Genomic DNA, 15,602 nt, shown 5'->3' with positions numbered 1-15,602 from the left:
TTTTTTGCCATTTCAAATATTGACTAATAGTCATTTAAGTTGTAAGATGTGGTACTAGAAAAACAAGTTAAAAATGAATCAGAGGAGATGAATGAAAATGGTTAAAGTTGGCAAATGGATTGCCAAGCACAGGATTCTGATGCTGATCATTGGATTTCTGCTGATTATTCCGTCAGTCATCGGAATGGCAGCAACGAAAGTAAACTATGATCTGCTCAGCTATCTGCCGGAGCATCTGGAAACTGTAAAAGGACAGGACATTCTGGTAGATGAATATGGCATGGGTGCGTTCTCTATGGTTGTCGTGGAAAACATGGAAATGAAGGACGTACAGAAACTCGAAGAAAAATTCGAGCAGGTAAACCACGTAAAAGAAGTTTTATGGTATGACGATGTGGCAGACATCAGCGTGCCGGTTGAGATGATCCCGGAAAAACTCCGGAAAGCATTCTACAATGGGGATGCAACCATGATGCTCGTTCTGTTCGACAATACGACTTCTTCCGATGACTCCATGGAGGCAATCGAGGATCTTCGTAAAATTGCGAACGAGCAGTGCTTCATCGGCGGTATGACCGGTGTTGTTACCGATATCAAAAACGTAGCATTAAAAGAGCTGCCGGTTTACGTTGTCATCGCCGCAGTTTTGAGCCTCGTTGTCATCGAGCTGACATCGACTTCCTTCGTTGTTCCGATCCTGTTCCTGTTAAGTATCGGACTTGCAATCCTTTACAACCTGGGAAGCAACGTGTTCCTTGGTGAGACTTCCTACATCACAAAAGCGCTGACCGCCGTGCTGCAGCTTGGTGTTACGATGGACTACTCCATCTTCCTGCTGAACAGCTTCGAGGAGAATAAAAAGCGTTTCCCGGATGACAAAGAGCGTGCGATGGGCCATGCAATCGCCAACACATTCAAATCCGTAGCCGGAAGCTCCGTTACCACCGTAGCCGGTTTCCTGGCACTGTGTGTTATGACCTTTGCCCTTGGCCGCGACCTTGGTATCGTTATGGCAAAAGGTGTTTTGATCGGCGTTGTCTGCTGTGTCACCGTCCTGCCGGCCATGGTTCTGGTATTTGACAAGGCAATTGAGAAAACGAGACACAAACCGCTGGTAAAAAGCCTGGATAAACCGTCCGCCTTTATCACCAAACATTATAAAGTATGGGTTGTGATCTTCCTGGTTCTGCTGTTCCCGTCGATCTACGGAAACAATCATACCCAGATTTATTACAACATCGCACGTTCCCTTCCATCTACCCTGGACTGTAACGTGGCAAACGATGAAGTAAAAGCGCAGTTCAACGTCAGCAACATGCACATCGTCATGATGGACCGCGATATGGACTCCAAACAGAAAAAGAAAATGATGGATGAGATCGGCAAGGTAAAAGGTGTCAAATCAACCATCAGCATGGGCTCCCTGCTCGGCCCGACCATTCCGGAATCCATGATCCCGGAAAATCTCCGAAGCATGCTGCAGAGCGATGAGTATGAGCTTGCATTTGTGAGCTCTGAATATGAGTCCGCAACAGATGAAGTAAACGAACAGGTCAAAGCGATTGACAAAATCGTAAAATCCTACGATAAAGATGGAATGGTCATCGGTGAAGCACCGTTGATGAAAGACCTGCAGGATGTTACCGATGCTGACCTTGTCAACGTAAACGTGCTTTCCATTGGTGCAATCTTTATTATCATTCTGCTGATCTTCAAATCGATTTCTCTGCCGATTATTCTGGTAGCAGTCATCGAGTTTGCAATTATGCTGAATATGGCAATCCCGTATTATCAGGGAACCAGCCTTCCATTCGTGGCCAGCATCGTAATCGGAGCGATTCAGCTCGGTGCAACCGTGGACTACGCGATCTTGATGACAACCCGTTATCAGAAAGAGCGCCAGAATGGAAAAGACAAAAAAGAAGCTATCAGTATTGCGCATAAGACCAGTATGCCGTCCATCATCAGCAGTGGCCTGAGTTTCTTTGCCGCAACCTTCGGTGTAGCCTGCTACTCTCAGGTTGAGATGATCGGTTCCATCTGTACCCTGCTTGCGCGGGGCGCGATCATCAGTATGGTCGTTGTTATCCTGATTCTGCCGGCAATGTTTATGATTTTCGATAAACTGATCTGTAAGACATCGATTGGATTTTTAAAGAAGAAAACAAAATAAAGTATGACAAATCCCCTGTACCGGAAGTAGCTGGTGCGGGGGAATTTTTTTGCTTTGCGTTCAAATTCCTGATGTGACGGATAAGATTCTGCCACGGATTGAAGACTGGCAGAACCGGCCACTGGACGAGGTCTATCCTATTCTCTACATCGATGCAATCCATTATTCTGTAAGGGATAATGGCGTGATCCGAAAGCTTGCTGCTTATGCATCAGAAAAACTATTTCGAAGTGACAAGTCTTATCTTGGAAATAAAAGCATGCGGGTCTGTTCAGAGGAAGCACTTTCTTCCAAGATATTCATTCAGTTTATTGCTCTGATTCTGCGAAGCAGGATCTATACTGCGTTAAAAGATAAATGTGAAAAGATGCTGAAAAAACCGAATTATATGACGGTACCGGCAGCACTGAAAGAACTGGAAAAGATTGTAATGATAAGGCATTTGGACGGCTTTTATAGGCTGGATCATGCCGTCACAGCAACACAGAAGACCATCCTGGACGCATTCGGGTTAAGTGAAGGAAGTGTACGGAATCAGGCAAAAGAAATCGGAAAGACACTGCAAGATAGGACGGACAAGGACTAAAGGAGAAGAAAAAATGGCAAGAATACGTAGAAACAGTGAGCAGACATTGGAATTTAAGATCGAACAGGCTGAAGCAAAAGTAGCAAGAACAAGAGAAGCCCATGAAAAAGCGGTGGATGAACTGAAAAAGTTATACGATATCCGAAAAGCATATCAGAGAGATGAACTTCTAAAAGCATTAGAATCCAGCCATCGCTCGTATGATGAGATCCTGGCATTTATCACGTCATCCGCAGAGGAGAAATCATGATGATCAAGGAAAAGAATTTAACCAACGCAGAGAAAAAACGAATCGAATCACTGGATAAGCGAATCGAAAAAATCCAGAATAAAATTGCGGTCAACCGCAAAGAGTATGATGCCATGACAAAAGAACTTCAAAAGCTGCTCGAAGAGAGATATCCCGAGAGAAGGTCTGAAAAGATAAAACATTCTTAGCAAAAGACATAGGATCACCTCACAAATAATCTGAGATCATTATACCATTTCCTGACATAAATTTGTTGTTTTATATGAAATTTTTAAGGTTCGCACGGGTGTACCTTTTTTTACAAAAATGATTAGTCAATATTTCTAAATTTAAAGGTTAATTTTCCTATATCTTCCAATATACTATCCATGATATCTTTCAGATAAGTAAAAACGCGCGTGAAAATCTAAAATAATCTTGGAGAGTTATTGCAATGAGAGACAAATAATAGAGGTATTGTAAAATCTCAAATGTTTGGCCTTATAGTAGGACTTTCTAAGAATATAGGGAGGAATAACATGAAAAGGAAGAAAATTTTAGCTCTGCTTATGGTAGCAGCACTCTGCGTTGGAACAGTGGCAGGATGTGGCTCCAAGGATACGGAAAGCAGTAAGAGCGAAAGCGGCAAGAATGAAAACAGCGAGAGCAGTACTGGGGACAGTAAGGATGATTTGTCACCTATAACTTTCAAGTACTACAATGCAGACGGAAAAAATGGTAACTGGGAAAATCCTGTTGCTCAGGCGATTACTGAAGCCACCCACACTGATGTATCAGGGTCTTCAGGTTGGATACGGACTGGCAATCACAAAGGACTGTGAGGATCCGGTTCGTGCAATTAAATTCCTTGATTATCTCTGCTCCGATGAGGGTGCAGTACTTTACAAATGGGGTGTTGAAGGAGAAAACTATTTTGTAGATGAGAATGGAATGAGATATCGTACGGAAGAAGAGATTGCAAAAGCAAGTTCTGATCCGGATTACGGAAAAAATACTGGTATTGGCAATTATACGGGATTTCCGATTTATGGAGACGGTGCAGTGGATGAAAATGGTAATCCTTACACACCTGTTACGAGAGAATCTGTAATTGCAGAGTATAACGAGGAGCAGAAGGCAGCTTGTGAAGCATGGAATGTAGAGATGCTGACCGATATCTTCCCGCAGCCAGATGAATTCGAAACACCGCCGTATTCCCCACTTTGGGCATATGCGACACCGCAGGAGATTACGAGCAATGTGGAAATTCTGAATGAGATTGCATGGCCGGGACTGATTAAGTGCGTGACAGAAAGTGTAGATAATTTTGATGCAAACTGGGATCAGCTGATTGCGGATTATGAGGCTAATGGATTGGAAGAAACAGAACAGATGATGACAGATTTCCTGGCAGAAAAAATTTCATAAACAAAAATATGGAAACTGATAAAGGGACCTGATTCGTAAGGAGTCAGGTTCTTTTCATAAATGGATAAGAGGGGAATAGAAATGAAAGGCAGGGAAAAAATATGAAAAGTAATACGATATATCCGCCGATGTCCGAACGTGAGATCAGCGGTGCTGCAATATCGAGAGAAGCGGCGACGCAGGGAATGGTACTTTTAAAAAACATAAATGGGGTTCTTCCGTTAAAGGGCAGGGGAAAGATTGCCTTGTTTGGAAACGGAGCTGCCAGAACAATCCGCGGCGGAACGGGATCGGGAGATCCTTTTAACGGCGGTCTTTCCGGCGGTGGTGATCAGGATGTGGATCAGTCTCTGCGTTATCATATTAATATTCTGAATGCTATGGAAACAGAAGGTTTTGAGATTGTGAACCGGGAACAGCAGATGGCGTGGGCCAGATGCTATGATCTGGCCAAAAGAGAGATGAAGGACCAGGTCATGAGTGTTTTTGCGTTTCCGGAGGAACCGCTGACAACAGAAAAACTGGAAGAATATGCAAAAGAAACAGAAACTGCTATTTGTGTCATTTCGAGAAATTCCGGTGAGGGAAATGATCGTTTCATGAAAAAAGAAGTATCCATTGGGGATAAAAGGTATGAAATTGGAGATTACAGGCTTTCTGCAGTGGAGATGGATAATCTTAAAAAGCTGCGGTCAGCTTTTTCTTCATTGATACTGGTGCTGAATGTTCCGGGCTCCATATCGGTGCAGGATCTGGAGGCGGCTTGTGCGGATGCTATTCTTCTCATGGGGCAGGCAGGACAGGAGGGAGGAGCCGCCGTTACCGATATTCTCACAGGTAAGGCAACACCGTCAGGAAAGCTGACCGCAACCTGGGCAAAAAAATATGAAGATTATCCTACGGCAGGCAATTTCCTTCAGGATTTTAATAAGGCAGTATATACGGAAGGAATTTATGTAGGTTATCGTTACTTTGATACATTTAATGTTGAGCCGGGTTATCCTTTTGGTTATGGACTCTCCTATACGACATTTGCACTGGGAAATCTGGAGGCATCGCTGGATGAGGATACACTGGTTCTTGGCGTAACAGTAGAAAATACAGGAGCGTTTGCTGGACGTGAAGTTGTGCAGATATATGTTTCTGCACCGGTATCGGAGATGGATATGCCGGAACAGGAGCTGAAAGGTTTCCAAAAAACGATGTTACTGGCACCGGGCGAAAAGGAAGATATCAAAATCCGCATACCGCTGCGTAATCTTGCATCTTATAGTGAAAATGCAGGAGGTTATATTCTGTCAAAAGGAGATTATGGAGTGCGTATCGGTACTTCTTCCAGAGATACAAAACCGGTGTGCAAGATTCGGCTGGAACAAACTGCTTTGACAGAACAGGTATTGGTGGAGCTTCCGTTAACGGAAACTTTGGAGGAAAAGAAGGGGTTAACTGACCGAAAGGATGAAACTATATGGAAGGATGTACCGGTTCTTCTGGCTGTGCAGATACCGGAAACGCTGGATTCGCGTTCAGCCTATAGCGATGAAAAGGTGGTTACATATGCGACAGATACCAGCTATCAGCCGGTTATGCCTTACGAAACAGTACGGTATGTGGAAAAGAAAGAATGGAAGCTGAATGATGTGGCTTCGGGCAGAGTGTCAATGGAAGAATTTGCCGCACAGCTTGATGCTGCACAATTGGCGGATCTTTGCTGTGGTACAGGCTGGGGTGTGCAGGATGAGAACAATCCTGTGATTGGAGCCAGTTCGGAATCTGTACCTGGAGCGGCAGGGGAAACAACACACGCACTGGAAAGTTATGGTGTTTCTTCTATTGTATTGGCAGACGGTCCGGGCGGTGTGCGTATCACACAGCAGTTTGAGGCAACCGATCTGGAATCGGGGGAAAAGAGGCAGGTATACCATTACTGTACGGCATGGCCGGTGGGTACGCTTCTTGCTCAGTCTTTTGATCCGGAAATTTTGGAACAGGTAGGATGCGGAATGGCAGCAGATATGCAGGCAATGCGGATTGATTTGCTTCTGGGACCAGGAATGAATATTCAGCGTGATCCTATGTGTGGACGAAATTTTGAATATTTTTCTGAAGATCCTCTCATATCTGGAAAGATGGCGTCAGCAATGGTACGCGGTCTTCAGAGCCTGCCAGGAGGAGGTGGATGCATTAAGCATTATGCAGCTAATAATCAGGAGACGAATCGGAATGCTGTGGATTCTGTGATTGGTCAGCGGGCACTGAGGGAGATTTATCTGGAACCCTATAAAATTGCTATTCAGGAATCTCAGCCGTTGTCTATCATGAGTTCCTACAATCTGATCAACGGTGTTCCTACAGCAGATAGTTATGACTTATGTACGGATCTTGCCCGCGGAGAATGGGGATTTGAAGGTCTGATCATGACTGATTGGAACGGAGGCAGCAGTACACCCTGGAAATCCATGCATGCCGGAAATGATTTGATTATGCCGGGAGGAAAAGGAAGGGCCATGAATATTCTTCAGGCTGTGAGAACAGTTATGCCGGAGTTTGATGAACGTGGGCAGGTAATTATGGTGCAGGAAGTACCATTTGCACCGGTTTTCGCAGCCCGCTGGAATTCCTTTACGGTTGATCCGGAAGGACCGGATACAGTCATGGCACCTCTGGGTGAAGGACATACTGCCGAGATGAAGGATGGAGAGATTTTGGTTGATGGGGAAAAAGTCTACATGCAGGCAAATGATATGAAAACATTTTTCAATGATCCGGCAAGCTTTGTGCCAAAGATATGCCCGGCCAATGAGGAAGTTGCTTTTATTTTAGATGATGGCAGAGCAATCGGGTACAAAGGACATTTAGATAAGAAACCTCGTCTGTGTCTCGGAGATGTGCAAAGATGTGCAGTCCATAATCTTCGGATCATTCTGAAATGTATGGGATTATAGTAGATGGGTATCAACAATTATTGCATAATGAGGTGAAAAAGTTTAGAAAATGAGAGGATGACTGAAGTCGGAAAAGAGATTGGATATGAAAATACGGAAAACTTTTTTCGTGCGTTTAAAAAGCATTATCATATGACTCCCTCTCAGTATCGGGCTACAATACAGGAAGAGACCAATATGCAAACTGTATGTGGAGATAGAGATGTAATAAAACGGTAACAAAAAAATGACAAAATGGTAATGAAATAAGATATACATAAAATTACTAAAGAAAGGTGGAATACAAAATGGGAGATTGTTTTTACTGTAGTAAGGCAGAACCGGTAGTTCAGACTAAGGCGGGTAAGATACGGGGATTTAAGATGAATTCTACATACACTTTCCATGGCATCAAGTATGCTGATGCTGATCGCTTTCAAATGCCCAGAGAGGTAAAACCATGGAAAGGTATTAAAAATGCTCTGGCCTATGGTTATGTGTGCCCTATGCTGATGCAGGATCATCCGTTGATGGAGGTTATGATCCCACATCGTTACTGGCCAATGGATGAGAATTGCCAGTATCTGAATATTTGGACACAGAGTCTGGATCCGGAAGCAAAAAAACCGGTTATGGTATGGTTGCACGGAGGTGGATTCTTTGCAGGCTCATCCATTGAACAGGTGGCGTATGAAGGAGATCATCTGAGTGAGTACGGAGATGTGGTTGTCGTGTCATTGAACCATCGTCTGAATATTTTGGGATATCTTGATTTATCTGCTTATGGGGAAAAATACTACAATTCTGCTAATGTGGGAAATGCAGATATGGTCGCAGCCCTTCATTGGATTCAGGACAATATTGCTGGTTTTGGCGGAGATCCAGGTAATGTAACCCTGTTTGGTCAGTCCGGTGGTGGAATGAAAGTTTATTCCCTGATGAATACACCGGCTGCAGAAGGTTTATTCCATAAGGGGATTATCCAGAGCGGCGTAATAGAAGAAGGTAAAAAAGAGGCAGAGGATGACGGTACCGCAATTGTGGAGGCCCTTCTGACGGAATTGAAGTTGGAATCCGTTGAGGATTTGGAAACGATTCCTTACTATTTCCTTGCGGAAGCATATAATAAGGTGTCACCCAAGCTGCAGGAGAAAGGACTCTACGTGGGAGGAGAGCCGAGAGCAAATTCATGGTATGCCGGTGATCCGCGCAGAGTAGGATTTACCGATGGAGCAAAAAAGATTCCGGTGATAGTGGGTAGCGTTTTTGGAGAATTTGATTTCAAGCCGGTTCTGGAGAATAGGGATGAACTGACCCGTGAGGAAACGATGAAACTTCTGGAAAAATGCTTTCAGGAGGATGCAGAAGAGATTGCAGCAGAATTCGAAAAAGCATATCCAAATAATCGCCTTGTAGATGTTCTGTCGCTGGATTATATTTTCCGTTATGCATCGAAAGATTTCATTGCGAAGAAGTCAGTACATAAGGAAGCTCCCGTATATTCCTACATGTTTAATTATGAATTCCCATATGAGGGAGGAAAACTGGCATGGCATTGCTCTGAAATCCCGTTTGTTTTCCATAATATTGACCGAATTCCTATCTGCAATGTGCCGGGAGAAACAGACCGCCTGCAGGAGAGAATATGTGGTGCCTGGATAAACTTTGCGAGATACGGAAATCCTTCCGTTCCTTCTCTTCCGCAGTGGCCGGTATGTGAGCCAGGTAAAGAGGCAATTATGATTTTTGACAATATCTGCGAAGTTAAAGATAATTATGACCACAGGCTGATGGAGCTTCTTGTTAAACATGCTCCGGCATTTACTGTACCATTAGATGAGGATGCAGAAAATGTATTTATGCACTGATGCGGAAAGGATGGAATGCATATGGCAAAGCTGACTACATATCAGGTGACGGAGATTGCAAAAGACACCTGGGTTATCAATGAGGCTGGTATGACAGCCATGTTTTTGTTAAAAGGTACGGAACGTGCATTACTCATCGATACGGGTGTCGGAATGACAGACCTGAAAAAGCTGATTTCCTGGCTGACTCCGCTTCCCTATGATGTAGTGCTGACACATGGACATCCGGATCATATCGGAGGAGCTGCTCAGTTTGAAGAGGTATATATTCACGAAAAAGATGAGGATAGTCTTAAACCGATAAATTATGATAGCATCGCAGATTATGTGGAACTTTTGGGAAATATGGGAGCTTACGATGTGTATGACTGTAGCCCTGCGGATATCCGGCGGATACAAAAGATGCCAAAATGTCTTCCTTTGAAGGAGGGAATGGTGTTTGAGCTGGGGGGACGCAGTATCGAGGTAATTGAGACACCGGGTCATACATCGGGAGGCTGTTGTTTCCTTGATCGGAAAGAGCGAATCCTGTTTTCTGGAGATGCCTGCAATGGTAATCTGCTCTGCAGAGACAGTATTAATACACTATTGGGAGCTCTGGATAAAATCAAGTCCTATGAAAGTGAATTTGACCGCAATTTTAATGGCCATGTGGGATATGCGGGAATGCCTTTCGTTGGTTCCATGGATCATAGCATCATGAATACAGCGATACGCATCTGTGAGAATATCCTTTCAGGAACTGCGAAAATCGAGGATGGCGGTAAGAATGCGTTTGACGGAGATTGCAAGGTTGCGACAGACGGAAGAATCCGTATTGTATTTTCCCCAGACAGACTGATAGATGAAGGTGAAATTCCAGTAAGATAAACACAACAGACTCCGCTGGGGTTAACTTAAGCCTGAAAGCCTTGAAATCAAGACCTTTGGGCTTTTTATAAGTGTGCCATCAAGGCAGAATCTCCGGTTCTGGTGGCTTACAGTACCATAGAAATGATGAGGTAATAAGAATGAAAAAATATTTTATATATTTTCTTGGTTTGAATTTAATAGCTTTTGCTGTTGTATTAAATGTTCGCTTTGATTTAGGAGTTGCTGCTTTTAGTTCTGTGATGTATTCAATATCACAAATCTATAACATTTCTTTAGGAACAGCTTCTATTATCTGTTACTTAATATTTGTTATTATTCAATGTATTTTATCCAAAAAGATCACAGTTACTTTTATTTTAGAAATTCCGTTATCGTTTGCTTTTGGTTGGTTGACTGATTTATATGATTTTATAATTCCTACATTATCGTTAAGTTTATACTTAAGGGTTATTTGTTTTATTATGACGATGTTCATTACTGCAATGGGCGTATTTTTAAGCGTGAAAACAAATCTTATTTTAACACCAACTGATGGTATTGTAAAAACTATTTCAGAAGTCTTCTCTTTTCCTTTTTCAATAGTGAAAAATACTTTTGATATTACACTTGTGTTTGTCACTATTATTTTATGTTTAATTAATCATACCCATTTTTATGGTCTTGGTATAGGAACCATACTGACAGCCTTATTTATAGGAAGAATTATTAATATTTATGAAAAAAAGATACAGTTATCTTTTTAAAGGTGACAATTGGGTATTACGATGCTAAACTGTTGCTGGAAGCATCGAAGGAGACACGGATCCATATGCAGATGGTCTTTGCCTTGTTAATGGGGCTTAGCCAACCTTGATCATAGCGCACAATAAAACACTTGCAGCACAGCTGTATGGTGAGTTTAAGGAATTCTTCCCGGAAAACGCAGTGGAATACTTTGTCTCCTAGTATCTTGATATTAATTTGCATACCATATATTGATTTGGAAAGGTAAAATAATACTATATAAAGCATAATAAACGATGCGTTAAAAGTAAATGGACATGATGGATTGGCTATAACGGTGAACAAAATTCGTCGAAGAAAGTAGTAAAATTGATACATGGAAAATACTGATTGAGAAACGAAGGTAAACTGGTTATAATAAAATCAAGAAGAAAGATTTGTGAATCGAGAAACTTATAGTATTATCAGCAGAAAATGAGGTGATGATGTATGCCAAGGATTATGCAGGATTTAATTAAACAGTATGTGGAAGAGGTCAAGAAGATTTATGGTTCCCATGTACGTCAGATAATCCTTTATGGTTCTTATGCAAGGGGTGACTTCCGTCCGGATTCTGATGTGGACATTATGATTCTGGTAGATATGTCAGATCTGGAATTAAAGGCATATGCACAACAGCTCTCGTACATGACCTATGACTTTAATATGGATCATGACACGGATATTAAGCCTATTGCAAAAAGTGAAGCACATTTTAACAAGTGGATTGTGAACTATCCATTTTATTCCAATATTCATAAAGAAGGGGTAGTTTTGTATGGAGCAGCATAATCAGGAAATCGGTACTAGACGGGATCTGGTGTTATATCGTCTGGAAACAGCCCGAAATGATCTGAAATCAGCAAGAGCATTATTTTCTATTGAAGATTATAAAGGAGCCAATAACAGGGCATACTATTCTATTTTTCATGCAATTAATGCAGTACATGCTGTAAGCGGTAAAGCATATAAAAGGCATAAGGATGCTGTGGCTAACTTCAATAAGGATTATGTGAAAACATCAGTGTTTCCAAGAGAAATGGGAAGGAAAATCGGACAGGCAGAAGCGATTCGCCATGCCAGCGATTATGATATATTGCAAGTAAAGAAGAATCAGAACGGCAGATTTCGGTTGCAGATGAATTTATAATTCTGGCAGAAAAATATTGTATGGAACAGCTTGAAAAACAAAAGGAAAATTGAAATGAACGAGGATGCCCCTCAGGGTTTGAAGCCCTGAGGGATATTTTTATGTAAAAGTATATTATTCTAATAAGCACAACGGATGCTCCCCATACCACAATGGAAATATTATAGCTGAGGAGATTCCGCCGGAATTGCTTTCTTATATGGAAGAAGTATTACCGGAAAAGAAGGAGCTGGATACGGAAATTGTTCTGGATACAATGATAAATGTAAATGAATTTTTAAAGAACTAATGTTCGCATCATATATACAATTTTAAATTTCCATGATATAATATCTCTTACATTTGAGTGTTAATTCGTCCACGTTAGTTTTACTACTTTTTATCAGTCTATAAAATATCGGGTGGTGAACAGAATTCGTCGAGAGGCATATTCGGCTAAAATCAGAGAATGTGCTTCGACGAATTTCTGACTGATAGACGAACTTTTTTGATATAAAAACTTACTAAATTTCTGATTATCTTTTCATAAGTTGGTAAATGCCGATATATCCCGTATTTTAGGGCTTTATCGGTATTTTCTTTTTGGAAGATACCTTGCATAAGCTGGCATTTACCAGCATGAAAATGCAACCAAAAGTAGTAAATGAGTAGTAAATATAAGCTCCGATATTAACAAGCCAGTCTTTCCAGTTCTGCTTTTGCAGATTGAAATGTACCGTGTGCATAATAGCCAAGTGTCATGGTTATGTTAGCGTGTCCCATAAGATATTGCAGGGTGTTTGGGTTCATTCCTCTGTTTGCCATATTCGTACAGTAAGTATGTCGGAATGAATGTGGTGTGATGTTCGGTAACTTGTCCGTGTGATACTTGTTATACTTCTTAATTAGTCCTCGCACCATGCCCTCATAGTTTCCTGCAACTTTAGGTAAGCCCTCACGGTTCAAGAATAGGAAATTGCTATAACCACCTACAATCAACGGTTGTGCCTTTCCTCTGTTCTTTAGTATTCTTTGGATTGCTTGATAAGCCCGTTCTGTCAATGGAAGTTCTCGTTTTCCGTTTTTGGTCTTTGGCGTTTCAATATAGTAGCCGATTTCGCTGTCTTTCAATAACTGGTGGTCTATATTGAGTATTCTGTTCTGCATATCAATATGCGTCGTTAGTCCGCAAAATTCAGAAATACGAAGTCCCGTTTCCAGCAGAAGCACAACCTCATCATAATACTTGCTGTAAATCTTATCCTTTTCCATAAAGGCAAGCAGGCGTTCTTCCTGCTCTGGTGTAAGGATAACTTTCTACTCCGTATCATCTTCCAGAACATCACTTAGCTTAAATTCAAACGGGTTCTTTCTGATACAGTCGTCTTGTATCGCCATGTAAAATGACGCTTTCAAGGAACGCTTGTAGTTATCAATCGTTTTATAGGCGTATCCTTTTTCGCTCATTCTGATAGCCCATTCTTTAGCGTCCGACTGCTTAACAGTATCAATCGCCCTCATACCCAATGGGTCATTTTTCAGAGCGTTCATAAGATACTGTCGTCCTTTTTCAGTAGCCCTCTTGATGTTCTTTCTTTGGCTGTTCTTCTTGTCGTAGAGCTGGCAGACTGTCATTTTACCGCCTGCTGTATCGATACCGTCGTTAAGGTCTTTTTTAATCTGTGTTTCTTTTTCCCTCAACGATATATCATCACGCTTTCCAGCAGGTGTCTTGTCTGTCGGTACAAGTTTCCAAGAATAGATAAATTGTGGCTTTCCGTATATATCGGTATATTTATAAACGTATCTTCCGTCTTTTCGCTGGCTCTCTCCATTACGCAAATTGCGATTTTTACTGTCTTTTCGTTTTACATTAGACATAGTGTAAAGCTCCTTTCCGTCATGGAACGAGCCGTGATACGCTATATTTATTATACCATATCTACGGCTCAATGACATTAGATTTCGTCCAATGTATCTATGATTTTTTCAAATTGTTTTCGCTTAATCTGAATACGGTTGCCGTTCACGATAACCCAGCCAGCGTCAAGATTTTCTTCGGCTAATTTACGCAATTTCTTTTCGCCAATGCGGAAGTATTTGGACGCTTCTTCAACCGTCAGCGTATATTTTTCCCAAATAGGCACATCAGTATTGTTCATAATCTATGCACCCCCCTTTACTGTGTGTCGTTTTTTACAAGCAGGCAGACGGCTTTGGAAAGCTCCATTAGTATCTCAACTATTCCCATTCTTGTGGGCAGAACCGCACCATGCGGACGTATCATTATTCTGTGAGGATAGGTCGTGGCAAAACAACTTTTCCAACAGTCGCTCTCGGATCACTGCGTGGGTCGCTCGCTTTCTTTTGAAAAGGTCGTGGCGTACAGTCCCCGTGGCTCGCCATCTCACAAACGTATCTGTCTGCTTTATTCAGTTGTCAAAGAGCTGTGGTGAAAGCGTGTTGCTTTCATATAAAAGCAGGTGGCAGAGCAGGAAAGAGGGGGATATTAAATCATGCTCCGCTAAAAACTGCTTATTCTTCTGGTTCTAAGTCCATATCTTCAATATCAAAACCTAAAATCATTTTGATAAGTGCTTCTCTGATACGTCCTTTTAATTCCATATCTACAACGATATAAACATTGCCGTATTCATCATAAAGTGAACGCAAACAGCACTTTGATATGTAAGGGTCATAAAATGCCAGTAATTTTTCAATCGCTTTTTCGTTTCCGTCCATAGCTGATGAAATCAAGTAATAAGACGGTTTCTTAAATAACTGTTTCATTTTCTAATGTTCCTCCTTGAGTATTTTTTTCATAGTTTCCAAAGCGTGATGTCGGTTTCTAAATACACCGCTTTGCGTGATTTTCTGCAAGTTGGCAATTTCACTTTCTGTCATTTCCAAGAAGTAATACATCAACAGAGTATTGCGTTTTCTTTCTGGAAGTTTCTTCAAGGCTTCTGCCAATTCATCATCAAGGACACGAATATCAATGCCACATACTGAAAAGATTGTATAATCTGTTTCGTAGTCGTCCCAAACAGCCATTTTATCAACAAGGACATCTGGCAATTCGCTGAAAGATATTTCTTTATTCTTACGACGGTTTAATTCCTTGTAATAATCTTTCACGACACTACGGACAACTTTCTTTAAACAACTTTCAAAACGACATTGAACTGTTTTCTGGAAGTCAGACGGTTTCATCAATCTCACCTCCTTTCCTTTATGATTTGAAAAGTGTTTATCCCTCTTTCCGCACCATATAAGGACAGCTAGGTGGTAAGTGCAAAATAATTCGACGGATTGTGTTGCCCTAAAAAATATCCCATAATAATCAATAGAGAATGCAAGCATTTTACTTCATCTTTTCTTGCTAGAAATGATAGATGCGAGCATTTTACTCTATTCAAGTTATGGAGGTGTGCTCATGAAAAGCAAAAGAATACCTGTCGAAGAACAATACCGTCTCATCATGGAATGCCGTCAAAGTGGATTGACAGATCATCAATGGTGTGTGGAACATGATATCAAGCCAGGAACTTTTTACAACTGGGTAAAAAGACTGCGTCAGAAAGGTTGTGTGGATTTGCCGGCGTCAACTGGACGCACCTATCGCGCACC

Annotated in this window: 16 protein-coding genes and 4 pseudogenes; 16 read left to right on the top strand and 4 right to left on the bottom strand. The window is 41.6% G+C overall.

Annotated elements, in window-relative coordinates:
* The first annotated feature begins 97 nt into the window (after positions 1 to 97).
* The 15 genes and pseudogenes from DW743_RS09950 (at position 98) to DW743_RS09890 (ending at position 11,993) form a co-directional block, all read left to right on the top strand.
* Positions 98 to 2,173, top strand: coding sequence for an efflux RND transporter permease subunit (locus DW743_RS09950; RefSeq protein WP_117761409.1), 2,076 nt, complete (start codon positions 98 to 100; stop codon positions 2,171 to 2,173).
* 64 nt (positions 2,174 to 2,237) lie between these two features.
* A pseudogene (locus tag DW743_RS09945) lies at positions 2,238 to 2,381 on the top strand (transposase); the annotation flags it as partial.
* Positions 2,382 to 2,759, top strand: a pseudogene (locus tag DW743_RS19065) (IS1634 family transposase); the annotation flags it as partial.
* A gap of 13 nt (positions 2,760 to 2,772) precedes the next feature.
* Positions 2,773 to 3,009 carry a hypothetical protein gene (locus DW743_RS09940; RefSeq protein ID WP_117761408.1) on the top strand — a complete coding sequence of 79 codons (237 nt, stop codon included), beginning with the start codon at positions 2,773 to 2,775 and terminating at the stop codon, positions 3,007 to 3,009.
* Positions 3,006 to 3,197, top strand: a complete 192-nt coding sequence (locus DW743_RS09935) for a hypothetical protein (RefSeq protein WP_147345097.1) — start codon at positions 3,006 to 3,008, stop codon at positions 3,195 to 3,197. The genes DW743_RS09940 and DW743_RS09935 overlap by 4 nt, the downstream gene beginning before the upstream one ends.
* 330 nt (positions 3,198 to 3,527) lie before the next feature.
* Entirely contained in the window at positions 3,528 to 3,830 is a 303-nt protein-coding gene (locus DW743_RS09930; protein ID WP_117761406.1) for a hypothetical protein, read from the top strand.
* Positions 3,778 to 4,416 carry a hypothetical protein gene (locus DW743_RS09925; RefSeq protein WP_117761405.1) on the top strand — a complete coding sequence of 213 codons (639 nt, stop codon included), beginning with the start codon at positions 3,778 to 3,780 and terminating at the stop codon, positions 4,414 to 4,416. Before DW743_RS09930 ends, DW743_RS09925 begins: the two co-directional genes overlap by 53 nt.
* A 101-nt stretch (positions 4,417 to 4,517) precedes the next feature.
* Positions 4,518 to 7,361, top strand: a complete 2,844-nt coding sequence (locus DW743_RS09920; RefSeq protein WP_117761404.1) for a beta-glucosidase — start codon at positions 4,518 to 4,520, stop codon at positions 7,359 to 7,361.
* A 57-nt stretch (positions 7,362 to 7,418) separates the two neighbouring features.
* Positions 7,419 to 7,580, top strand: a complete 162-nt coding sequence (locus DW743_RS19060) for a helix-turn-helix domain-containing protein (RefSeq protein ID WP_117761403.1) — start codon at positions 7,419 to 7,421, stop codon at positions 7,578 to 7,580.
* Between the two features lie 68 nt (positions 7,581 to 7,648).
* The gene (locus DW743_RS09910) at positions 7,649 to 9,208 is read left to right on the top strand and encodes a carboxylesterase/lipase family protein (RefSeq protein ID WP_117761402.1); all 1,560 of its coding nucleotides are present in this window, start codon (positions 7,649 to 7,651) and stop codon (positions 9,206 to 9,208) included.
* A gap of 21 nt (positions 9,209 to 9,229) precedes the next feature.
* On the top strand, positions 9,230 to 10,078 hold the full coding sequence (locus DW743_RS09905; RefSeq protein ID WP_158555036.1) for an MBL fold metallo-hydrolase: 849 nt from the start codon (positions 9,230 to 9,232) through the stop codon (positions 10,076 to 10,078).
* A gap of 140 nt (positions 10,079 to 10,218) precedes the next feature.
* On the top strand, positions 10,219 to 10,824 hold the full coding sequence (locus DW743_RS09900; protein WP_117761401.1) for a YczE/YyaS/YitT family protein: 606 nt from the start codon (positions 10,219 to 10,221) through the stop codon (positions 10,822 to 10,824).
* 100 nt (positions 10,825 to 10,924) lie between these two features.
* Positions 10,925 to 11,023 (top strand): annotated as a pseudogene (locus DW743_RS18945) (DEAD/DEAH box helicase family protein); the annotation flags it as partial.
* 270 nt (positions 11,024 to 11,293) lie between these two features.
* Positions 11,294 to 11,635 (top strand): nucleotidyltransferase domain-containing protein, encoded by a 342-nt coding sequence (locus DW743_RS09895; RefSeq protein WP_117761400.1) that lies wholly within the window; start codon positions 11,294 to 11,296, stop codon positions 11,633 to 11,635.
* Complete coding sequence (locus DW743_RS09890) at positions 11,622 to 11,993, top strand: HEPN domain-containing protein (protein ID WP_330418090.1); 372 nt, start codon at positions 11,622 to 11,624, stop codon at positions 11,991 to 11,993. The genes DW743_RS09895 and DW743_RS09890 overlap by 14 nt, the downstream gene beginning before the upstream one ends.
* Before the next feature lie 669 nt (positions 11,994 to 12,662).
* On the opposite strand, the pseudogene DW743_RS09880 reads toward DW743_RS09890, so the two are convergent.
* The 4 genes and pseudogenes from DW743_RS09880 to DW743_RS09860 all read right to left on the bottom strand — a co-directional run bounded on the left by DW743_RS09880 (position 12,663) and on the right by DW743_RS09860 (position 15,185).
* Positions 12,663 to 13,853: pseudogene (locus DW743_RS09880) on the bottom strand (tyrosine-type recombinase/integrase).
* A gap of 77 nt (positions 13,854 to 13,930) precedes the next feature.
* Entirely contained in the window at positions 13,931 to 14,134 is a 204-nt protein-coding gene (locus DW743_RS09875) for an excisionase (protein WP_002322728.1), read from the bottom strand.
* Positions 14,135 to 14,507: 373 nt separating this feature from the next.
* Positions 14,508 to 14,762: a helix-turn-helix domain-containing protein gene (locus tag DW743_RS09865; protein ID WP_002322727.1), complete on the bottom strand. Its 255-nt coding sequence runs from the start codon at positions 14,760 to 14,762 to the stop codon at positions 14,508 to 14,510.
* Positions 14,763 to 14,765: 3 nt separating this feature from the next.
* Complete coding sequence (locus DW743_RS09860; RefSeq protein WP_003061815.1) at positions 14,766 to 15,185, bottom strand: RNA polymerase sigma factor; 420 nt, start codon at positions 15,183 to 15,185, stop codon at positions 14,766 to 14,768.
* Positions 15,186 to 15,408: 223 nt separating this feature from the next.
* Between DW743_RS09860 and tnpA the strand changes: the two genes are divergently transcribed.
* Positions 15,409 to 15,602: IS66 family insertion sequence element accessory protein TnpA (gene tnpA / locus DW743_RS09855; protein ID WP_199692488.1), on the top strand; the 194-nt coding region annotated here is incomplete at its 3' end.

It is taken from the genome of Blautia sp. AM28-27 (assembly GCF_003480905.1).
GTDB classification, from domain to species: Bacteria; Bacillota; Clostridia; order Lachnospirales; family Lachnospiraceae; genus Fusicatenibacter; species Fusicatenibacter saccharivorans.
Note: the sequence above shows the minus strand (reverse complement) of the source record. Positions and strands in the feature narration are given on the sequence as shown.

Coding starts and splice junctions, on each gene's coding strand:
- DW743_RS09950 (WP_117761409.1), top strand. CDS start 98: ATGGTTAAAGTTGGCAAATGGATTGCCAAGCACAGGATTCTGATGCTG.
- DW743_RS09940 (WP_117761408.1), top strand. CDS start 2,773: ATGGCAAGAATACGTAGAAACAGTGAGCAGACATTGGAATTTAAGATC.
- DW743_RS09935 (WP_147345097.1), top strand. CDS start 3,006: ATGATGATCAAGGAAAAGAATTTAACCAACGCAGAGAAAAAACGAATC.
- DW743_RS09930 (WP_117761406.1), top strand. CDS start 3,528: ATGAAAAGGAAGAAAATTTTAGCTCTGCTTATGGTAGCAGCACTCTGC.
- DW743_RS09925 (WP_117761405.1), top strand. CDS start 3,778: ATGTATCAGGGTCTTCAGGTTGGATACGGACTGGCAATCACAAAGGAC.
- DW743_RS09920 (WP_117761404.1), top strand. CDS start 4,518: ATGAAAAGTAATACGATATATCCGCCGATGTCCGAACGTGAGATCAGC.
- DW743_RS19060 (WP_117761403.1), top strand. CDS start 7,419: ATGACTGAAGTCGGAAAAGAGATTGGATATGAAAATACGGAAAACTTT.
- DW743_RS09910 (WP_117761402.1), top strand. CDS start 7,649: ATGGGAGATTGTTTTTACTGTAGTAAGGCAGAACCGGTAGTTCAGACT.
- DW743_RS09905 (WP_158555036.1), top strand. CDS start 9,230: ATGGCAAAGCTGACTACATATCAGGTGACGGAGATTGCAAAAGACACC.
- DW743_RS09900 (WP_117761401.1), top strand. CDS start 10,219: ATGAAAAAATATTTTATATATTTTCTTGGTTTGAATTTAATAGCTTTT.
- DW743_RS09895 (WP_117761400.1), top strand. CDS start 11,294: ATGCCAAGGATTATGCAGGATTTAATTAAACAGTATGTGGAAGAGGTC.
- DW743_RS09890 (WP_330418090.1), top strand. CDS start 11,622: ATGGAGCAGCATAATCAGGAAATCGGTACTAGACGGGATCTGGTGTTA.
- DW743_RS09875 (WP_002322728.1), bottom strand. CDS start 14,134: ATGAACAATACTGATGTGCCTATTTGGGAAAAATATACGCTGACGGTT.
- DW743_RS09865 (WP_002322727.1), bottom strand. CDS start 14,762: ATGAAACAGTTATTTAAGAAACCGTCTTATTACTTGATTTCATCAGCT.
- DW743_RS09860 (WP_003061815.1), bottom strand. CDS start 15,185: ATGAAACCGTCTGACTTCCAGAAAACAGTTCAATGTCGTTTTGAAAGT.